13 protein-coding genes and 1 pseudogene are annotated in these 16,834 nt (G+C 74.9%); 6 read left to right on the top strand and 8 right to left on the bottom strand.

All coding sequences use genetic code 11. From position 1 onward, the window contains the following. The first annotated feature begins 158 nt into the window (after window positions 1-158). Complete coding sequence (locus ACIA8Q_RS28525; protein ID WP_360212368.1) at window positions 159-860, top strand: exonuclease domain-containing protein; 702 nt, start codon at window positions 159-161, stop codon at window positions 858-860. A 192-nt stretch (window positions 861-1,052) separates the two neighbouring features. Here ACIA8Q_RS28525 and ACIA8Q_RS28520 read toward each other — a convergent pair whose 3' ends face one another. The 3 genes from ACIA8Q_RS28520 to ACIA8Q_RS28510 all read right to left on the bottom strand — a co-directional run bounded on the left by ACIA8Q_RS28520 (window position 1,053) and on the right by ACIA8Q_RS28510 (window position 5,749). Continuing rightward, window positions 1,053-2,141: a polysaccharide deacetylase family protein gene (locus tag ACIA8Q_RS28520; RefSeq protein ID WP_396317919.1), complete on the bottom strand. Its 1,089-nt coding sequence runs from the start codon at window positions 2,139-2,141 to the stop codon at window positions 1,053-1,055. 205 nt (window positions 2,142-2,346) lie between these two features. After that, the gene (locus tag ACIA8Q_RS28515; RefSeq protein ID WP_360212364.1) at window positions 2,347-3,240 is read right to left on the bottom strand and encodes an aminoglycoside phosphotransferase family protein; all 894 of its coding nucleotides are present in this window, start codon (window positions 3,238-3,240) and stop codon (window positions 2,347-2,349) included. Window positions 3,241-3,415: 175 nt separating this feature from the next. Further along, on the bottom strand, window positions 3,416-5,749 hold the full coding sequence (locus tag ACIA8Q_RS28510; protein WP_396317918.1) for an MMPL family transporter: 2,334 nt from the start codon (window positions 5,747-5,749) through the stop codon (window positions 3,416-3,418). A 587-nt stretch (window positions 5,750-6,336) separates the two neighbouring features. Here ACIA8Q_RS28510 and ACIA8Q_RS28505 point away from each other — a divergent pair. From ACIA8Q_RS28505 to ACIA8Q_RS28490, 4 genes are all read left to right on the top strand, one after another. Beyond that, window positions 6,337-8,472, top strand: a complete 2,136-nt coding sequence (locus ACIA8Q_RS28505) for an MMPL family transporter (protein ID WP_363365459.1) — start codon at window positions 6,337-6,339, stop codon at window positions 8,470-8,472. Window positions 8,473-8,768: 296 nt separating this feature from the next. Continuing rightward, window positions 8,769-8,975 carry a cold-shock protein gene (locus ACIA8Q_RS28500; protein ID WP_360212358.1) on the top strand — a complete coding sequence of 69 codons (207 nt, stop codon included), beginning with the start codon at window positions 8,769-8,771 and terminating at the stop codon, window positions 8,973-8,975. Window positions 8,976-9,134: 159 nt separating this feature from the next. Continuing rightward, window positions 9,135-10,844 (top strand): DEAD/DEAH box helicase, encoded by a 1,710-nt coding sequence (locus ACIA8Q_RS28495; protein WP_360212357.1) that lies wholly within the window; start codon window positions 9,135-9,137, stop codon window positions 10,842-10,844. A 391-nt stretch (window positions 10,845-11,235) separates the two neighbouring features. Next, window positions 11,236-11,949: a ricin-type beta-trefoil lectin domain protein gene (locus ACIA8Q_RS28490; protein WP_396317917.1), complete on the top strand. Its 714-nt coding sequence runs from the start codon at window positions 11,236-11,238 to the stop codon at window positions 11,947-11,949. A gap of 73 nt (window positions 11,950-12,022) precedes the next feature. Here ACIA8Q_RS28490 and ACIA8Q_RS28485 read toward each other — a convergent pair whose 3' ends face one another. Next, window positions 12,023-12,913, bottom strand: a complete 891-nt coding sequence (locus tag ACIA8Q_RS28485; RefSeq protein WP_360212353.1) for an AraC family transcriptional regulator — start codon at window positions 12,911-12,913, stop codon at window positions 12,023-12,025. Window positions 12,914-13,008: 95 nt separating this feature from the next. On the opposite strand from ACIA8Q_RS28485, the gene ACIA8Q_RS28480 reads away from it, so the two are divergent. Continuing rightward, on the top strand, window positions 13,009-13,923 hold the full coding sequence (locus ACIA8Q_RS28480; protein ID WP_396317916.1) for an MBL fold metallo-hydrolase: 915 nt from the start codon (window positions 13,009-13,011) through the stop codon (window positions 13,921-13,923). A 97-nt stretch (window positions 13,924-14,020) separates the two neighbouring features. Here ACIA8Q_RS28480 and ACIA8Q_RS28475 read toward each other — a convergent pair whose 3' ends face one another. From ACIA8Q_RS28475 to ACIA8Q_RS28460, 4 genes and pseudogenes are all read right to left on the bottom strand, one after another. Beyond that, the gene (locus tag ACIA8Q_RS28475; RefSeq protein WP_360212349.1) at window positions 14,021-14,764 is read right to left on the bottom strand and encodes a sirohydrochlorin chelatase; all 744 of its coding nucleotides are present in this window, start codon (window positions 14,762-14,764) and stop codon (window positions 14,021-14,023) included. 11 nt (window positions 14,765-14,775) lie between these two features. Beyond that, window positions 14,776-15,702 carry an ABC transporter permease gene (locus tag ACIA8Q_RS28470; protein WP_360212348.1) on the bottom strand — a complete coding sequence of 309 codons (927 nt, stop codon included), beginning with the start codon at window positions 15,700-15,702 and terminating at the stop codon, window positions 14,776-14,778. Beyond that, window positions 15,689-16,492 carry an ABC transporter ATP-binding protein gene (locus ACIA8Q_RS28465; protein ID WP_360212346.1) on the bottom strand — a complete coding sequence of 268 codons (804 nt, stop codon included), beginning with the start codon at window positions 16,490-16,492 and terminating at the stop codon, window positions 15,689-15,691. Before ACIA8Q_RS28465 ends, ACIA8Q_RS28470 begins: the two co-directional genes overlap by 14 nt. 145 nt (window positions 16,493-16,637) lie before the next feature. Beyond that, window positions 16,638-16,834 (bottom strand): annotated as a pseudogene (locus tag ACIA8Q_RS28460) (sulfate ABC transporter substrate-binding protein); the annotation flags it as partial.

Raw genomic sequence — 16,834 nt, 5'->3', positions numbered from 1 at the left:
CCGCCGTTGGGGCCCCCGGACGCGGTCCGGGGCCGGCCGCGGCCGCTCGTGCGCCGCCCCCGCCGGACCGGCCGCGGCCCCACCCAGCGGCCGGGTTGTCGGTGGGGCGGGTGATGATAGGGGCTGATTCGAGCGGCCGGACGGAAGGACACACCCCTATGAGCTGGTGGCAGCAGCCACTGGTCGGCTTCGACCTGGAGACCACGGGCACCGACCCGGCCGTGGACCGCATCGTCACGGCCGCGCTCGTGGACACCGTCGGGGCCCGCCGGGTGGGGGCCGCGCACTGGCTGCTCGATCCCGGGGTCCCGATCCCGGCGGAGGCGGAGGCGATCCACGGCATCGGCGACGACGTGGCCCGCGGCAAGGGCCGGCCGGCCGCGGAGGCGGTGGAGGAGATAGCCGCCGCGCTCTGCGAGCGGCTCGCCGCCGGGCACCCGGTGGTCGCCTTCAACGCCCCCTTCGACTTGTCGCTGCTCGACGCCGAGCTGCGCCGGCACGGGCTGACGCCGCTCGCGGAGCGCCTCGGCGGGCCGGTCGGCCCGGTGCTGGACGCCCTGGTCGTCGACCGCGCCGTGGACAGGTACCGCAAGGGCTCGCGCACCCTGCAGCGGGTCTGCGAGGTGTACGGCGTGGAGCTGACCGACGCGCACGAGGCCGGCAGCGACGCGCTGGCCGCCGTCCGGGTCGCGGTCGCGCTCGCCGAGCGCTACCGCGCCGAGGTCGGCGACGTCCCGGCGGCCGAGCTGCACCAGCGGCAGATCGGCTGGTACCGGGAGTGGGCCGAGGGCCTGCAGGAGTGGCTGCGCCGCGGCAAGGACCCGCAGGCCGTGGTGGATCCGCGGTGGCCGATGAGATGACCGCCGCCGCCGGAGCGCGCGGGCGGTGGCGCCGTCCGGGCCTTCGGGCCGAGTGGCCGATGGCCGAGTGGTCGGTCCGTGGTCCCCGTGCCCCGCGGCCGGGCCCGCCGCCGGAGGGCGCGCCGGGTGCGGGCCGGGCTCCGGCGTTGTTCCGCGCCGCGGTGGCCGGGCGCGGCGCGGCCGTCGGCTCCGCTAGGCGGCCGGGAAGTCGAAGGTGTAGCCCTGGGCCACCAGCCAGGGCAGCAGCTGCTTGAGCGCGGCGATGGTCTGGCTGCGGTCGCCGCCGCCGTCGTGCATCAGGATCACGCCGCCGGGCTTCAGCTGGTTCTGCACGGTGGAGACGATGGCGGGCACGCCGGGGCGCGACCAGTCGCGCGGGTCGACCGACCAGCCCAGCGAGGACATCCCCAGGCCCGCGGTGATCTGCTCGTTGTCGGCGTTGAACCCGCCGCCGGGGGCGCGGAACCAGGTCACCTGGGTGCCGGGGCCGCCGGCCTGGACGATCATGTCCTTGGCGGCGGAGATCTCGTAGGCGGCCTTGTCGTGGGGGAGCTTCGCGAACGGCTGCGGGTGGTGGACGCTGTGGTCGCAGAGCCGGTGGCCGGCCGCGAGGACGCGCTTGACCAGGGCCGGGTTGGCGGCGGCGTTCTGGCCGATCTCGCAGAAGGTGGCCTTGGCGTGGTACTGCGCGAGCAGGTCGAGGATCTGCCCGGTGGCGGGGCCGGGGCCGTCGTCGAAGGTGAGTGCCACGGTGCGGCCGCCGGAGGCGGTGGAGGACAGGACGGTGCCGGGCTTGGCGTGGCCGGGGGCCCCGGGCGCGGACGCGGTGGGGGCCGGCGGTGCGGGGGTGGCCGGGTGGGAGGAGTCGGCCGGCACGGCGGGGACGGCGCTGGGCGCTCCGGTCGCCGGTCCTGCCGGTGACCCCGTCGTCGATCCGGTCGGGGAGCCCGTCGGGGATCCGGCCGGGGTGCCCGGCTGCTTGGACGTGCGCGGCTTCGGGGTGGCCGGCGGGGCGGCGGGGGAGCCGGCCACGGCGTCGGAGCCGGGGGTGGGCGCGATGGTCCCGGCCGGGGTCCCGGTCGGCGCGCCGGTGTCCGGGGTGATGGTGATCGGCGGCCGGGTGGCCGGGCTGCCGCTGGCCTGCGACTGGAGCGCCCCGTTCGCGGTGCCGCACGCGGCCAGGCCCAGGGCGGCGGCCACCACGACGCAGCCCGCGAACAGCCGCCGGCGGCGGGCCGTGCGGGTCGGGAGGGTGGCTTCGCGGGGGGCGGGCTGGGGCATGGCGGCGGCTCCGGTTGGCGCAGAGGGGTGCATGGACGGGGGCCGATCCCTCGGTCAGGATGACTGTCCGATAGGACGCCGATCGTACGTGCCCCGGTTGCGCGCCGGACCGGACCGCCGTAGGAGTCTTCTCACACCGGCCCGGGTTGGCACCCCACCCGTCCGGCGGTTATCCGGCGCCCCTCGCGCCCCGTCCGCCCCCGCGTCAGAAGGGGTACCAGCGCACCCCGGTGGCCCCCTCCCGCAGCGACTCGACCCGGCGCCGGAACTCCGCCAGCGCGGCCGGGTTCCCGGGCGCCTGCTGGGCGACCCAGGAGGCGCTGGCCGTCTCCCGCGCCCCGCGCAGCACCGCGAAGCCGGGCCAGTCCCGCACGTCCCAGCCGTACGCCGCGGTGAACGCCCGGTACTCCTCCCCGGGCACGCCGTACCGGTCGTGGCTGAGCGCGAGGACCACCAGGTCGTGCTCCCGCAGGTCGTGCGAGACGGTCTCCAGGTCGAGCAGGACGGGCCCGTCCGGGCCGACGTGGACGTTGCGCGGCAGCGCGTCGCCGTGGATCACCCCGGGCTGCAGGTGCGGGGAGAGGTCGGGGAGGGCGGCGGCGAAGGCGTCCCGGCGGCGGCGCAGGAAGTCGACGTCGGCCGGATCGACGTGGCCCTCGGCGCCGGCGAGCCAGCGCTCGACCGGGGCCAGCAGGTCGCGCCGGCCGAGCGGCAGCGGAGGCGCCGGGAGCCGGTGCAGGGCGCGCAGCAGCGGGGCGAGGTCCGCGGGCCGGGCGGGTCGCACGGCGGGGGCGAGCCGGTACCAGAAGGTGACCGGATGGCCGTCGGCGAGCTGCGGCCCGGGCGGGAGCTCCCGGTGGGGGCGCACCACCGGGACGCCCTGCCCGGCGAGCCAGTGGGCGACGGCGAGTTCGCGCCGCGCCCGCTCCTGCAGCTCGGGGCCGCGGCCGACCTTGGCGACGACGGCCGGGTCGCCGAGGTCGAAGACCGCGTTCTCGCCGAGCGCGAGCAGCCGGGCGTCGTCGGGGCCGGGCAGGCCGGCGGACGCGCAGGCCCGGGCGAGCAGCAGCCGGGCGCGGCCCTCGTCGAAGGGGATCATGGGGTGCTCCGTTGTGCCGGCGTTCATCCGGAGGCCTCCGGGTCGTGATCATCATGACGCACCGGTGCCGGGCCCCGCGGGCTGCGGGGTCCGGCACCGGTGCGTGGCGGCCGGCGGGCCGGCGCGGGTGGTACGGGTGGTACGGCGGCGGGACGGGCGGGACGGGCGCCGGGGCTCAGACCTCGATCCGGCGGTGCCGCGCGCCCTGCGGGGCCGGGGCGGGCAGCCCGCCGTCCGGCGCGGGGCCGGAGCCGGGACCGACCGGTGGGGCGGACCCGAACGGCGCGGTGGAACCGCCGTGCGGGGTGTCGCCGGCACCGGCCGGCGGGGCCGCCTCGCCGTGCGAGAGGTCCGGCAGCCAGTGCAGGCAGCGCGGCAGGTACCAGTTGCGCTCGCCGAGCAGGCTCATCACGGAGGGCAGCAGCACGGCCCGGATCACCGTCGCGTCGATCAGGACGGCGACGGCGAGGCCGACGCCCATCTGCTTCATCGCCTGCATGGAGAGCGTGCCGAAGACCGCGAACACCGCCACCATGATCACCGCGGCGCTGGTGACCACCCCGGCCGTGGAGCGGATGCCGTGGGCGATCGCGGCCCGGGTGGGCAGGCCGCGGTCGCGGCCCTCCTTGATCCGGGAGACCACGAACACGTGGTAGTCCATCGAGAGGCCGAAGAGGATCACGAAGAGGAACAGCGGCACCCAGGACTCGACCGCCCCGACCCCGGCGGTGCCCAGCAGCGAGGCGCCCACGCCGTGCTGGAAGACCAGGGTCAGCACCCCGTACGCGGCGCCCACCGAGAGCAGGTTGAGCACGACGGCGGTGGCGGCGACGGCCAGCGAGCGGAAGGAGGTGAGCATCAGCAGGAAGGCGAAGGCGACCACGAAGCCGAACACCAGCGGCATCGAGCCGGTCATCCGGGCGTTGAAGTCGTACGAGCCGGCGGTCTGCCCGGTGACCGGGGCCTCGGTGCCGGGCACCCGCAGGACGGTGGCCGGCACCAGGTCCTCGCGCAGGGTCCGCAGCGCCTCGTTGCTGGTGGTGTCGTTGCCGGTGCCGTTGAGCGGGACGTCGACGGTGGCGATGCCGTGCTCCGCGTGCACGGTGACGTCCACCGGTCCGTGCATCCGGCCGCTGGCCAGGGCCCGCGCCCTGAGGTCGGCCAGGGCGGCGGTCATCGCGGGGGAGGTGATGTCGGCGGCCTTGACGACGACGGTCGCGGGGGAGGGGCTGCCGGGGAAGGCGGCCTCGATCCGCTGCGCCGCGGTCACCAGGGCGTTGCCGCGGGGCAGTTGCTGCTGGAAGGTCAGGTTGGCGGTGTGCATGGTGAGCAGCGGCGCGGCCAGCGCGAGCAGGAAGGCGCCGGAGAGCAGGGTGGCGGCGAGCGGGCGGCGCAGCACGGGGGTCAGCACGGCGTTCCAGAACCGGCCGCCGGTGTGCGCGGTGTCCCGGCGGCGGAGCCTGCCGAGCAGCGGCACCCGGCCGCGCTCGACCCTGTCGCCGAGCAGGGAGAGCAGGGCGGGCAGCACGGTGAGCGAGCCGAGCACGGCGGTGACGACGACCACGATGGTGGCGAAGGCCATGGCCCGGAAGTCGGCGATCCCGGTGAGGAACATGCCGGCCATGGCGACGACCACGGTGACACCGGAGACCAGCACGGCCCGGCCGCTGGTGGCGGCGGCGACGGCCAGCGCGGTGTGCGGGTCGCGGCCGGCGGCCCGTTCCTCGCGTTCGCGGCGCAGGTAGAACAGGCAGTAGTCGACGCCTACGGCGAGGCCGACCAGCAGCATGACCGAGCTGGCGTCGTTGCTGGTGTGCAGCAGGCCGCTGGTCAGCGCGACCAGTCCGCCGGCCGCGACGAAGGCGGTGAGCGCGAGCACCACCGGCAGCACGGCGGCGACCAGGGCGCCGAAGGCGACCAGCAGGATGCCGAGGGCGAGCGGCACGGCCGTCCACTCGGCGCGCGCGAAGTCGTCGGCGAACTGGTCCTGGATCCACTTGCCGGAGCTGGCGTCGCCGAGCTCGACGACGGTGAGGTCGGGGTGCTGCCGCTGCACGGCCGCGACGGCGTCCAGGACGGCGGGGACGTCGGCGAGCGCCCGGTCGTGGTCGCCGTCGAGCGTGAGCTGGACGAGGACGGAACGGCCGTCCGCGGAGACCGCCCCGGTGTCGGCGGGGGAGCGGACCGCGGTGACCTTGCCGGTGGCCCGGACGGCGCTCGTCACCTGGTCGACGACGGCCCGGAAGCCGGGGTCGTCGGCCTTGCGGGTGGCGCTCTGGACCAGGACGTTCTCGGTGGCGGGGCTCTTGAGGCCGGCCTCGTCGAGGAGCCTGGCGGCGCGGGAGACCTGGCCGGGCATGGCCTCGGACTCGGTGACCTGCGTGCTGCCGTGCAGTCCGCCGAGGACGGCGGCGAGCACGACGAAGAGCAGCCAGCCGAAGACGGCGGTCTTCCTGTGCCGGGCGCTCCAGGCGCCGATGGCGGCGGCCGTGCCGGATCTGGTCGTCATGGTGGGTCCCCCCGGGGAGTGCGGCGGTCGTCGCCGGCGCGGTGGTGCCGGACCGGCCCGTGGTGGCCGCCGGATCGCGGGCGCCGGTGCGGTCCGGCGCCGCAACAGACAGTAGGGAAACGGCCGTTGACCAGGTATCCGGCTGGCGGGTGAGCCCGCCCGGGGGCCTTCCTCGGGGGCGGGGTGGGGTTTTCCCTACCGTCCTACCCTGATGTCTCCTCCCCGGGGGTAGGGGGTGGGATCCACCCTGAGGGGGAGCTGTCTCCACCCGGAGCACGAGGTCAAGAGGGGTCCGTTCGGGAGAGACTGGGTCGGGGCCGGTTCGGGGCGGCCCGACGGGGGTTGGAACACGGGGGCTCCTTGCCGGTCGGCAAGCACGTGCTCGTAGGATGACGCCCAGACCTACTTACCTGCCGACCGGCTAGGGAGCGTCGACGAGCGTCTCCCGCCGGTCCTGCCGTCGCCCGGCGTCCCGTCCCCCAAGGGCTGCGGTGAACCATGCCCAGGAGGCATCGAGCATGTTCCACCGACTAGGACAATTCGTCGTCCGCCGCGCGTGGTGGGTGATCATCGCGTGGGTGGTCGGGATGATCGCCGTCGTCGCCACGGCGCCGAAGGTCAGCTCCCAGACCGACGAGGCCGCCTTCCTCCCCAAGCACTACGAGTCCATCCAGGCCATGCAGGTGCAGGAGCGGGCCTTCCCGTCCGCCTTCACCCCGTCCGCGCTCGCCCTGTTCGAGCGCAGCGACGGTGGCGCGCTCACCGACGGCGACAAGGCCGCGATGGGCAAGCTCGTCGACGACATGACCGCCAAGAAGATCGACGGCGTCGCGAAGATCGTCCCGCCGAGCGACCAGTTCGGCTTCTCGCCGGACCGCAAGTACGCGATGGCCATGATCGAGGTCGACAAGGCCAAGCAGCAGGACCAGAACCAGATCGCGGACGTGGCCAAGGCCATCCGCGACGAGGGCAAGTCGCTCGCCGGCAGCACCGAGCTGAAGTTCCAGCTCGGCGGCCCCGCCGCGCAGGCCCTCGACCAGAAGGACGCCTCCGGCTCGGCCGAGGGCATCATCACCATGGCCACCCTGCTGCTGGTCATCCTGATCGTCGGCATCATCTTCCGCAGCGTCCTGGCCGGCCTGCTGCCGATCCTGGTCTCGCTGGTGGTCGCGCTGCCCGCCTCCATGGGCATGATCAACTACGCCACCAAGGCGTTCGACCTCAAGAGCACACCGGTGCTGATGGCGATCCTGATCGTCGTCGTGCTCGGCGTCGGCACCGACTACTTCCTGTTCCTCGCCTTCCGCTACCGCGAGCGGCTGCGGGCCGGCGACGACCGCAAGGACGCCGTGGTCAACGCGGTCGGCCGGGTCGGCGAGGCGATCGCCTCCGCCGCCGGCGCCGTCACCATCGCCTTCGCCGCGCTGATCCTCTCCAGCCTCGGCATGTTCCAGGCCCTCGGCCCGGCGCTGGCCATCGCGGTGGTCGTCACCGCCCTGGCCGCGCTCACCCTGGCCCCGGCGCTGCTCGCCGTCATCCCCGCCCGCGCCGTCTTCTGGCCCGGCAAGAAGTGGATGAACGAGCCGAGCACCGCGCGCTTCACCGCGCTCGGCCGTGTCGTCCAGAAGCGTCCGGCGCTGGTCGCCGCCTCCTCCGGCGCCGTCCTGATCGCCCTGTCCGTCGGCGCGCTGAGCTACAACGGCCTGTTCGACATGGCCGGCAGCTCCATGCCCAAGGACAAGGAGTCGATGGTCGTCCAGGACAAGATGGCCACCGGCTTCTCCGCCGGCGCCGCCGACCCGAGCCAGGTCTACCTGAGCAGCACCGGGGGCGCGAAGCTCGACCCGGCCTCCTTCCAGGCCTACGCCGACAAGCTCCAGGGCGTCACCGGGGTCTCCAAGGTCTACGTGCCGAGCGCCGAGGCCAAGAGCGTCAGCGCCGACGGCACCACCGCCCAGTTCACCGTCATGCTCAAGGACGCGCCCGCCAGCAACGAGGCGATCGACGCCGTCACCGCGCTGCGCGAGGTCGCCCACGGCCAGGCCCCGGCCGGCACCGAGGCCAAGGTCGCCGGCCTCACCTCGGTGTACAAGGACATCAACCTGGCGATGACCCACGACTACAAGCTGGTCTTCCCGATCGCCGGGCTGCTGATCCTGCTCATCCTGGCGCTCCAGCTGCGCAGCGTGGTCGCCCCCTGGTACCTGATGGCCTCGGTGGGCCTCGGCTTCAGCGCCACGCTGGGTGCCACCACGCTGCTCTTCCAGAAGATCGGCCACGAGACCGGCCTGATGTTCATGATGCCGATCCTGATCTACCTCTTCGTGGTGGCGATCGGGACGGACTACAACATCCTGATCATCGCCCGACTGCGCGAGGAGGCCCGCGAGGGCCGCAGCCCGCGCGAGGCGGCCCGCGAGGCGCTGCGCCACGGCGGTCCGACCGTCGCCGCGGCCGGGTTCATCCTGGCGGCCTCGTTCGGGACGTTCATGCTCGCGGGCAACACCTTCATGATGGAGTTCGGCTTCGCGATGGCCTTCGGCATCATCCTGGCGGCCTTCGTGATGGCGATGTTCTTCACCCCGTCGCTCACCGCGCTGATCGGCAACGCCGCGTGGTGGCCCGGTCACGGCGCGACCCCGGGCCACGGCCACGGCCAGGGCGGCCGCCCTGCTCCGGTGGCGGGCTCGCACGGTGTGCCGGAGCCGGCCGGCCGGCGCTGACCGGTTCGTCCGGAAACAGGCGGCGCCCCGCTTCGGCGGGGCGCCGCCTGCCCCTTTCCCGGCGCCGCCAAACGTGATCTGTCGGGCAGAAAAGTCCCCGGTCAATCGGGGTGCCGCCGTGCTACAGTCGACTCAGTTGCAGTTTTGGTTCCCATGAACGTATGTGTGCGCCTGCTGGTTCCAACCAACAGGCGCATTTGTTTTGTCCGGTGTTTCAGTCTCCGGATGGGGATCGCGGCTACTCCGGGGTCCACACGGTGTGGATCCCTGATGCCCCAGTTTTAGAGGAGACGGTTATGGCTACCGGCACCGTGAAGTGGTTCAACAGCGAGAAGGGCTTCGGCTTCATCGAGCAGGCCGAGGGTGGCCCGGACGTGTTCGCCCACTACTCGAACATCCAGGCGAACGGCTTCCGTGAGCTGCTCGAGGGCCAGCAGGTCGAGTTCGACGTGACCCAGGGCCAGAAGGGCCCGCAGGCCGAGAACATCCGCGTCATCGGCTGACGTCAGCCTCCGCGCTGACTCGCGATATCGCGAAGCGGGGGCCCGCACCACTCGGTGCGGGCCCTCGCCCATGCCGCCGTACGGCCGGGGCGGCGAACTCCAATCCGACGGCCGACCAGCCCCCGACACCGGGGCTGTAGACCTCCGGACGGAGACCCCTTGACCACCCCTGCCCACCCCCCGCGCGACCGCGCCGCCCGCACCGCCGACCGCGGTGCCGACCAGGCCCGCCGCACCGAGCGCCCGCGCCGCGGCGAGAACGCCGACCGCGCCCGCCGCGGCGACAACCCGCGCGCCACCGGCGCCGACCGCTCGCGCAAGCCGCGCAGCCGCGCCGGCGCCCCCCGCACCACCACGCCCGAGGCCGCCGACTTCACCGTCGTCGAGGGCACCCCGGCCCGGCCCCCGGCGGCCACCTTCGCCGAGCTCGAACTGCCCAAGGGCATCCTCGCCGCGCTCACCCGCGAAGGCGTCACCGAGCCCTTCCCGATCCAGGGCGCCACGCTGCCCGACTCGATCGCCGGCCGCGACGTGCTCGGCCGCGGCCGCACCGGTTCCGGCAAGACCCTCGCCTTCGGCCTGCCGCTGCTGGCCCGCACCGCCGGCAAGCGCGCCGTCGGCCGCTACCCGCTGGCGCTCGTCCTGGTCCCCACCCGCGAGCTGGCCCAGCAGGTCACCGAGGCGCTCACCCCGTACGCCACCGCCGTCAACCTGCGGATCACCACCGTCGTCGGCGGCATGTCCATCGGGCGGCAGTCCAACGCGGTGCGGCGCGGCACCGAGGTCCTGGTCGCCACCCCGGGCCGGCTGGACGACCTGATCGGCCGCGGTGACGTCAACCTCTCCGACGTCGCCGTCACCGTCCTCGACGAGGCCGACCAGATGGCCGACATGGGCTTCCTGCCGCAGGTCAGCAAGCTGCTGGAGCAGGTCGCCGAGGGCGGGCAGCGGATGCTGTTCTCCGCGACCCTGGACCGCAACGTCGACCGCCTGGTCAAGCGCTTCCTCACCGACCCGGTGACCCACTCGGTCGACCCCTCGGCCGGCGCGGTCACCACCATGGACCACCACGTCCTCCAGCTGGACCCGGCCGACAAGGCGTCCACCACCGCGCACATCGCCTCCCGCGACGGCCGCGTGATCATGTTCGTGCACACCAAGCACGGCGCCGACCGGCTCGCCAAGCAGCTGCTCGCCAACGGCGTCAAGGCCGCGGCCCTGCACGGCGGCAAGTCCCAGCCGCAGCGCAACCGGGTCCTGGACCAGTTCCGCGACGGCAACGTCACCGCGCTGATCGCCACCAACGTCGCCGCGCGAGGCATCCACATCGAGGGCCTCGACCTCGTCGTCAACGTCGACCCTCCGGTCGACCACAAGGACTACCTGCACCGCGGCGGCCGCACCGCCCGGGCCGGCGAGTCCGGCACCGTCGTCACCCTCGTGCTGCCCGAGCAGCGCCGCGAGGTCAACCGGCTGATGACGGTCGCGGGCATCCGCCCCACCGTCACCAAGGTCCGCCCCGGCGACGCCGACCTCGCCAAGATCACCGGCGCCCGCACCCCCAGCGGCGTCGCGGTCACCCTCGCCGTCCCGGTCGTCGCCGCCCCTGCGGCCGACAAGCCCGCCGAGGGCCGGACCGGCGCCCCGCGCCGCCGCGCCGGCAAGCGCTCCGGGCTGCCCACCGACGTCGACATGAACGGCAACCCGCGCCGCCCCCGCCCCAAGCAGCGGATGGGCGCCGCCGCCCAGGGCGACCGCCCGCAGGCCGCCGGGTTCATCGGCCGCTCCTCCGGCCGCGCCAAGCCCGGCAGCGGCGCCAAGAGCGGCTCCAACTACGGCACCGGCCGCCAGCGGCGCAAGTTCGACTGACGCAGCCCGTGGACGGACACCGGCCCGGCACCCCCCGCAGTACGGGGGTGCCGGGCCGGTGGCGTTCCGGCGGGGCGGTGCCGGTGCCCGCGCGGGGTGCCGGTGCCGGCGCCGGTGCGGGTGGCAGTGCCCGCGCGGGTGGCGGCGGTGCCCGCGCCCACGAACGACCCGCCGACCGGCGCCCGTCCGGGCCGCCCCCGCCGGAAACCGCCGGTCGCCGCACCGCGGCCGCTCAGCAGCGGTGCGACCGGCAGTTCCGGCGAGCTGCCGGTTGACGCCCGGTACCACTTCCCCGAGGCTTCACGAGCCCCGCACATTCCGCACGGAACTGTCACGGGCCAAGCCGAACAAGCCGACTGACGAACAGTCATCCACGAAGGGGACCGGTTCCATGCGCCGCACCACCGCCCTGCTCGCCTCCTCCCTGATCGCCGCCGCCGCCGCGCTCTTCGCTCCGGCCACCGCCGCACAGGCGGCCCCGTCCTGCACGGTCTACGCCGGCCCGTGGAACGCCGTCGGCACCTGCACCGGCCTCGACCCGATGCAGACCTGGGCCGTCACGGCCAGCTGTCAGTACTGGAACGCCGACCACACCATGCAGCTCTTCCGCCCGGCCTTCGGCGGCTTCGGGATGGGCGACGGCAGCGTCTCGGCGAGCTGCATGGTCGGCGACGCCGTCTGGTTCCCGCGCGTCGTCCTCGGCGCCACGCCCCCCGCCGGTCCGACCGGCCAGATCACCGGCTACGCGAGCAAGTGCGTGGACGTGAAGGGCGCGAACACCGGCAACGGCACCCCCGTGCAGATCTACGACTGCAACGGCAGCGTCGCCCAGAAGTGGCGGATCGGCGTCGACGGCACCGTCCGCGCCCTCGGCAAGTGCCTGGACATCAAGGGCGGCGGCACCGGCAACGCCACCCTCGCCCAGCTCTACGACTGCAACGGCACCGGCGCCCAGCAGTGGCAGGCCCGCCCCGACGGCTCGCTCCTCAACCCGCAGTCCGGCCGCTGCCTGGACGACCTCGGGTTCTCCACCACCAACGGCAACCAGCTGGGCATCTGGGACTGCAACGGCGCCGCCAACCAGAAGTGGAACCTGCCCGTCTGATCCGGGCGCCCCGCGCGGGGCGGCGCGGCCGACGCTCCTGCGGCCCCTCCGGGGAGCCGTCGGCCGCACCGCCTCAGGGGCGCTCCGCCGCCGCGCGGTAGCGGCCCGGGGTGAGCCCCGCGTGCCGCTTGAAGGCGTGCGAGAACGCGAACGGCGAGCCGTAGCCGACCTTCCGCGCCACGGCCGGCAGCGGCTGGTCGGTCTCGCGCAGCAGCCGCGCCGCCGTGGTCATCCGCCACCACGTCAGATAGCCGATGGGCGGCTGCCCGGTGAGCGCGGTGAACCTGCGGGCCAGCGTCGCCCGCGACAGCCCGACCCGGGCCGCCAGGTCCTCCACCCGCCAGGGCCGGGTCAGGTCGGAGTGGATCGCCTCCAACGCGGCCGCCACCTCGCGGTCCCGCAGTGCCAGCGGCCACCCCTCCTGCACGTTCCCGTCGAGCCAGGCCCGCACCAGGTACACCAGCAGCAGGTCGAGCAGCCCCGAGACCGCCGCGTCCCGGCCCGGCCGGGCCCCGGAGGCCTCCGCGGCCAGCAGCTCGATCGCCGCGCGCAGCTCCGGGTGGCGGCCGAGCCGGGCCGGGACGTGCACCACCTCCGGCAGGCCGGCCAGCACCGGGTGCGCGCGGGTGCGGTCCAGCCGGTACTTGCCGCACAGGAAGTCGGCGGCGCCGTCCGGGGCGTCCGCCCCGTCGACGAGCGTGCCGAACGGCGCCGGGCCCGTGACCCGCGGCGAGTCGGACAGCGCGTGCGCGCCGCCGTGCGGCACCAGGACCGCGTCCCCCGCCTCCAGCCGGGTCGGCTCGCCGTGCTCGGGGACCAGCCAGCCGGCGCCGCGCAGCAGGACGTGGAACCCGGCCCCGTCGTAGGGCTCGAACCGCTGGCACCACGGCCCGAGGACCCGCAGCCGGTCGGAGGAGGGCCGCCCGGTGCGCATGGCCGCGATCGCGTCGCTCAGTACGTCCACCGGCTCATCGTACGGGCCGGGTGGCGAGACGATCGCGCAATCATACGAGCCGATCGGGCATCGGAACGCTCGCCCGCCCGACCTAACGTGGAGTCATGCAGACCTTCCACCTCGGCGAGATCGAGGTCACCAAGATCGTCGAACTCCAGGGCCCGTTCGCGCCCGCCCGCACCGTCGTCCCGGGCTCGCCCCCCGAGCTCTGGCGGGACAACGCCGCCTGGCTGGCCACCGACCACTGGAACCCCGCGGACGACCACCTCGTCGGAGCGGTCCAGACCTGGATCCTGCACTGCGCCGACAAGGTCGTCCTCGTCGACACCGGCGTCGGCAACGACCGCGACCGGCCCCAGGCCCCGCTCTTCAGCGGCCTCGAGGGCGACTTCCTCGACCGGCTCGCCGCCGCCGGCGTCCGGCCTCAGGACGTGGACTTCGTCGTCAACACCCACGTCCACTACGACCACGTCGGCTGGAACACCCGGCTGGAGAACGGCGCGTGGACGCCGACGTTCCCCAACGCCACCTACCTGATCCCGCTCGCCGACCAGCGCCACTTCGACCCCCGCAACGCCCACCGGCGCCCCGCCGCCCGGAACGAGCAGGAGCGGGCCGCCCGGGCCGGCGACGAGCTCGTCTACACCGACAGCATCGCCCCCGTGCTCGGCCAGGCCGTGCTCTGGGAGGGCACCCACCGCATCGACGCCGCCCTCACCCTCGAGGCCGCCCCCGGCCACACCCCCGGATCCGCCGTCCTGCGGGTGCGGTCCGGGACGGACCGCGCCGTGTTCGTCGGCGACCTGATGCACAGCCCCGTGCAGATCCTCGACCCCAGCCACAGCAGCTGCTTCTGCGAGGCCCCGCAGCAGGCCGCCGCCACCCGGCGCAGCGTGCTCGAACGCGCCGCCGACGACCGCGAACTCGTCGTGCCCGCGCACTTCGCCGGCGCCGGCGCGGCCGAGGTCCGGCGCGAGGGCAGCCGCTTCGCGATCACCGGCTGGGCCCCGGCGGCCTGATCCGCGCCCGGGCCGGTGATGCCGCGGGCGGGTGGTCCAGCGGGTGGCCGGGTGGTCGAGCGGTCGGCCAGCCGGTCGGCCAGCCGTCCGGGCGGGTTCAGGCGGACAGCGCCGCCGGCGCCGGGACCGCCGCCCGCGCGGCCGCCCGCGCCCCGTCGTAGCGCTCCAGCAGCAGCTCCGCCACCTCGGGGGCGGCTCCCAGCACCCCGGCGACCAGGTCGGCACCCGCCGCGTCCGCCGCGATGCGGTCGGGCAGCAGCCCCGGTGCCAGCAGGTACGGCGAGACGGCGGTGCGCACGGCCCCGGCCGCGCGCAGGGCCGCCAGCGCCGCGGGCACGCGCGGACCGGAGGCCGAGGCGTACGCCACCTCGACGCCGGCCCAGCCCCGGGTGCGGCGCCACCGGTCGGCCACCGCGCGGGTCGCCGCGTCGGCCGCCGGGTCCGAGGAACCCGCGGCCGCCAGCACCAGTCCGGTCCGGGCCCGGACGGCCGCGGAGCCCACGTCCAGTCCCGCCTCGGCGAGCCGCCGCTCCAGGGCGGCGAGCAGCAGCGGGGAGGGCCCGAGCACGTCCGCCACCGGCAGCCCGGAACCGGCGGCCCGCAGCGCGCCCGGGACGTCGTGCTTGGCGTGGAAGGCCCGGTTGAGCAGCAGCGGGACCGCCACCGCCGCCCCGAGCCGCCCGACCACCTGGGGGATCCGCGGGGCGCAGTGGTCCAGGTAGGCGGTGGCGACCTCCAGGCCGGGCCGCCGCGCCCGCACCCGCTCGACGAGCGCGGCCACGGTCGCGGCGTGCCGCGGGTCGCGGCTACCGTGCGCGATCAGGAGCAGGGCGGGCGTCATCGGTCGTCACCTCACTTGGCGGCGGCCAGCAGGCCGCGGTTGCGCAGCACCCGGCGCTCGACCGGGGTGAACACCAGCAGTTCGATGGCGATGCCGACGAACAGGATCAGGACGATGCCGAGCAGCACCCCGGACATGTCGGAGAACTCGCGCTGGTTCTCCAGGTACCGGCCGAGGCCGAGGCCCAGGTCGGGGGAGGAGGCCACCAGCTCGGCGGCCATCAGCGAGCGCCAGGAGAAGGCCCAGCCCTGCTTGAGGCCGGCCAGGTAGCCGGGCAGCGCGGCCGGGATGAGCACGTGCCGGGCGCCGGTCAGGCCGGTGGCGCCGATGGTGCGGCCGGCCCGCAGGAACAGCGGCGGCACCTGGTCGATGCCGGCCACCAGGCCGTTGGCGATCGACGGGACGGCGCCGAGCAGGATCACCGCGTACATCATCCGGTCGTTGATGCCGAGCCAGATGACCGCGGCCGGCACCCAGGCGACCGAGGGCAGCGACTGCAGGCCCTGCAGCACCGGCCCGATCGCGGTGCGCACCGGGCGCACCCGGGCCACGACCAGCCCGATCGGGGTGCCGATGACGACGGCCAGCAGGAAGCCGGACAGGCCGCGCCAGACGCTGGTCCAGATGATGGAGAACAGGGTGCCCTGGTACCAGAGGTCCTGGGCGGAGTGCCACACGTCGGCCGGACTGGGCAGCTTGTAGGCGGAGGTGAGGTGCAGGCTGTACGCGCCCTGCCACAGTGCCAGCACCACCAGCACGCCGATCAGCGGCGGCAGTGCCTTGGCCCGCAGCGCCTCGCCGAGCGAGCCGCGCTGGGCGGAGACGGCGTCCAGGGCGTCGAGGCCGGCGCCGACGTCCGCGGTGTCGGTGGGGGCGGCCCGGTCGGCCGGGGTCCGGTCGGTCTTGTCCAGGACCGGAGTGGTGTCAGTGCTGGCCATGGCGACGGATCTCCCCACGCAGTTCTTCGGTGATCTCGATGGACAGGTCGGCGACGCCCGCGGACTCGATCCGGCGGGGTTGCGGCAGGTCGATCCGCCACTCGCGGGCGACCCGGCCCGGGCGGGAGGAGAGCAGCACGACGCGCTGGGCGAGCCGCACCGCCTCGCGCACGTTGTGGGTGACGAACAGGACGGACAGCTGCCGTTCGGCCCAGATCCGGGTGATCTCGTCGTGCAGCACGTCGCGGGTGATGGCGTCGAGCGCGGCGAAGGGCTCGTCCATCAGCAGCACCTTGCTGCCCTGGGCGAGGGCGCGGGCCATCGCGACGCGCTGGCGCATGCCGCCGGACAGCTCGTGCACCCGCTTGCCGTAGGAGCCCTTGAGGCGGACGAGTTCCAGCAGGCGCTCGGCCTCGGCGCGGCGTTCGGCGCGCGGGACGCCGGCGAGCTTGAGGGCGAGCTCGATGTTGCGTCCGGCGGTGAGCCAGGGGAACAGCGCGTGCTCCTGGAACATCAGGGCCGGGCGGCCGCCAGGCACCTCGATGCTGCCCGCGGTGGGCCGGTCGAGGCCGGCCACCAGGTTGAGCAGGGTGGACTTGCCGCAGCCGGAGGCGCCGAGCAGGGTGACGAACTCGCCGGGCGCGACGTCGAGGGTGATGTCGTCCAGGACGGGGGTCTGCGCGCCAGGGCGGCCGAAGGACTTGTGCACGTGCGAGATCCGGACGGCGGGCGTGTCGACGGGGGCGTCGGTGCCGGCGGCGTCCGCCGAGGTGGTCAGTGCCGGGGTCATCCGGGCACCTCCTGCGTGAGTGGTCTGGCGGGTTCGGGGCCGGGGCCCGGCCCCGCCCGTCCCGGTGGGCATCGATCGTGGATCGACCGGGCGGGCGGGGGTCCGGACCGCGGAGTCGGGGAGCGGGACTCGGTGCTGCCCGGCGCTACTTGGCGCCGAGCCCGGCGTCCGCCACGGGGCTCTGGCCCTTCTCCTTGAGCACCTTGTTGAGCAGGGTGAGGTCGTAGATGCCGTTCAGGTTCGGCTTCTTGAGGAGGCCGGCGGTGACGGCGTGGTCGGCTTCGGCCTGGAGGGTGCCGGCGAGGGGGTCGTCGAGGAAGTCGATGTCGGCCCAGGCGGGGT

It is taken from the genome of Kitasatospora sp. NPDC051705, from assembly GCF_044453265.1.
In the GTDB taxonomy this organism is placed as follows: domain Bacteria; phylum Actinomycetota; class Actinomycetes; order Streptomycetales; family Streptomycetaceae; genus Kitasatospora.
This window is presented reverse-complemented; position numbering and strand designations above follow the sequence as displayed.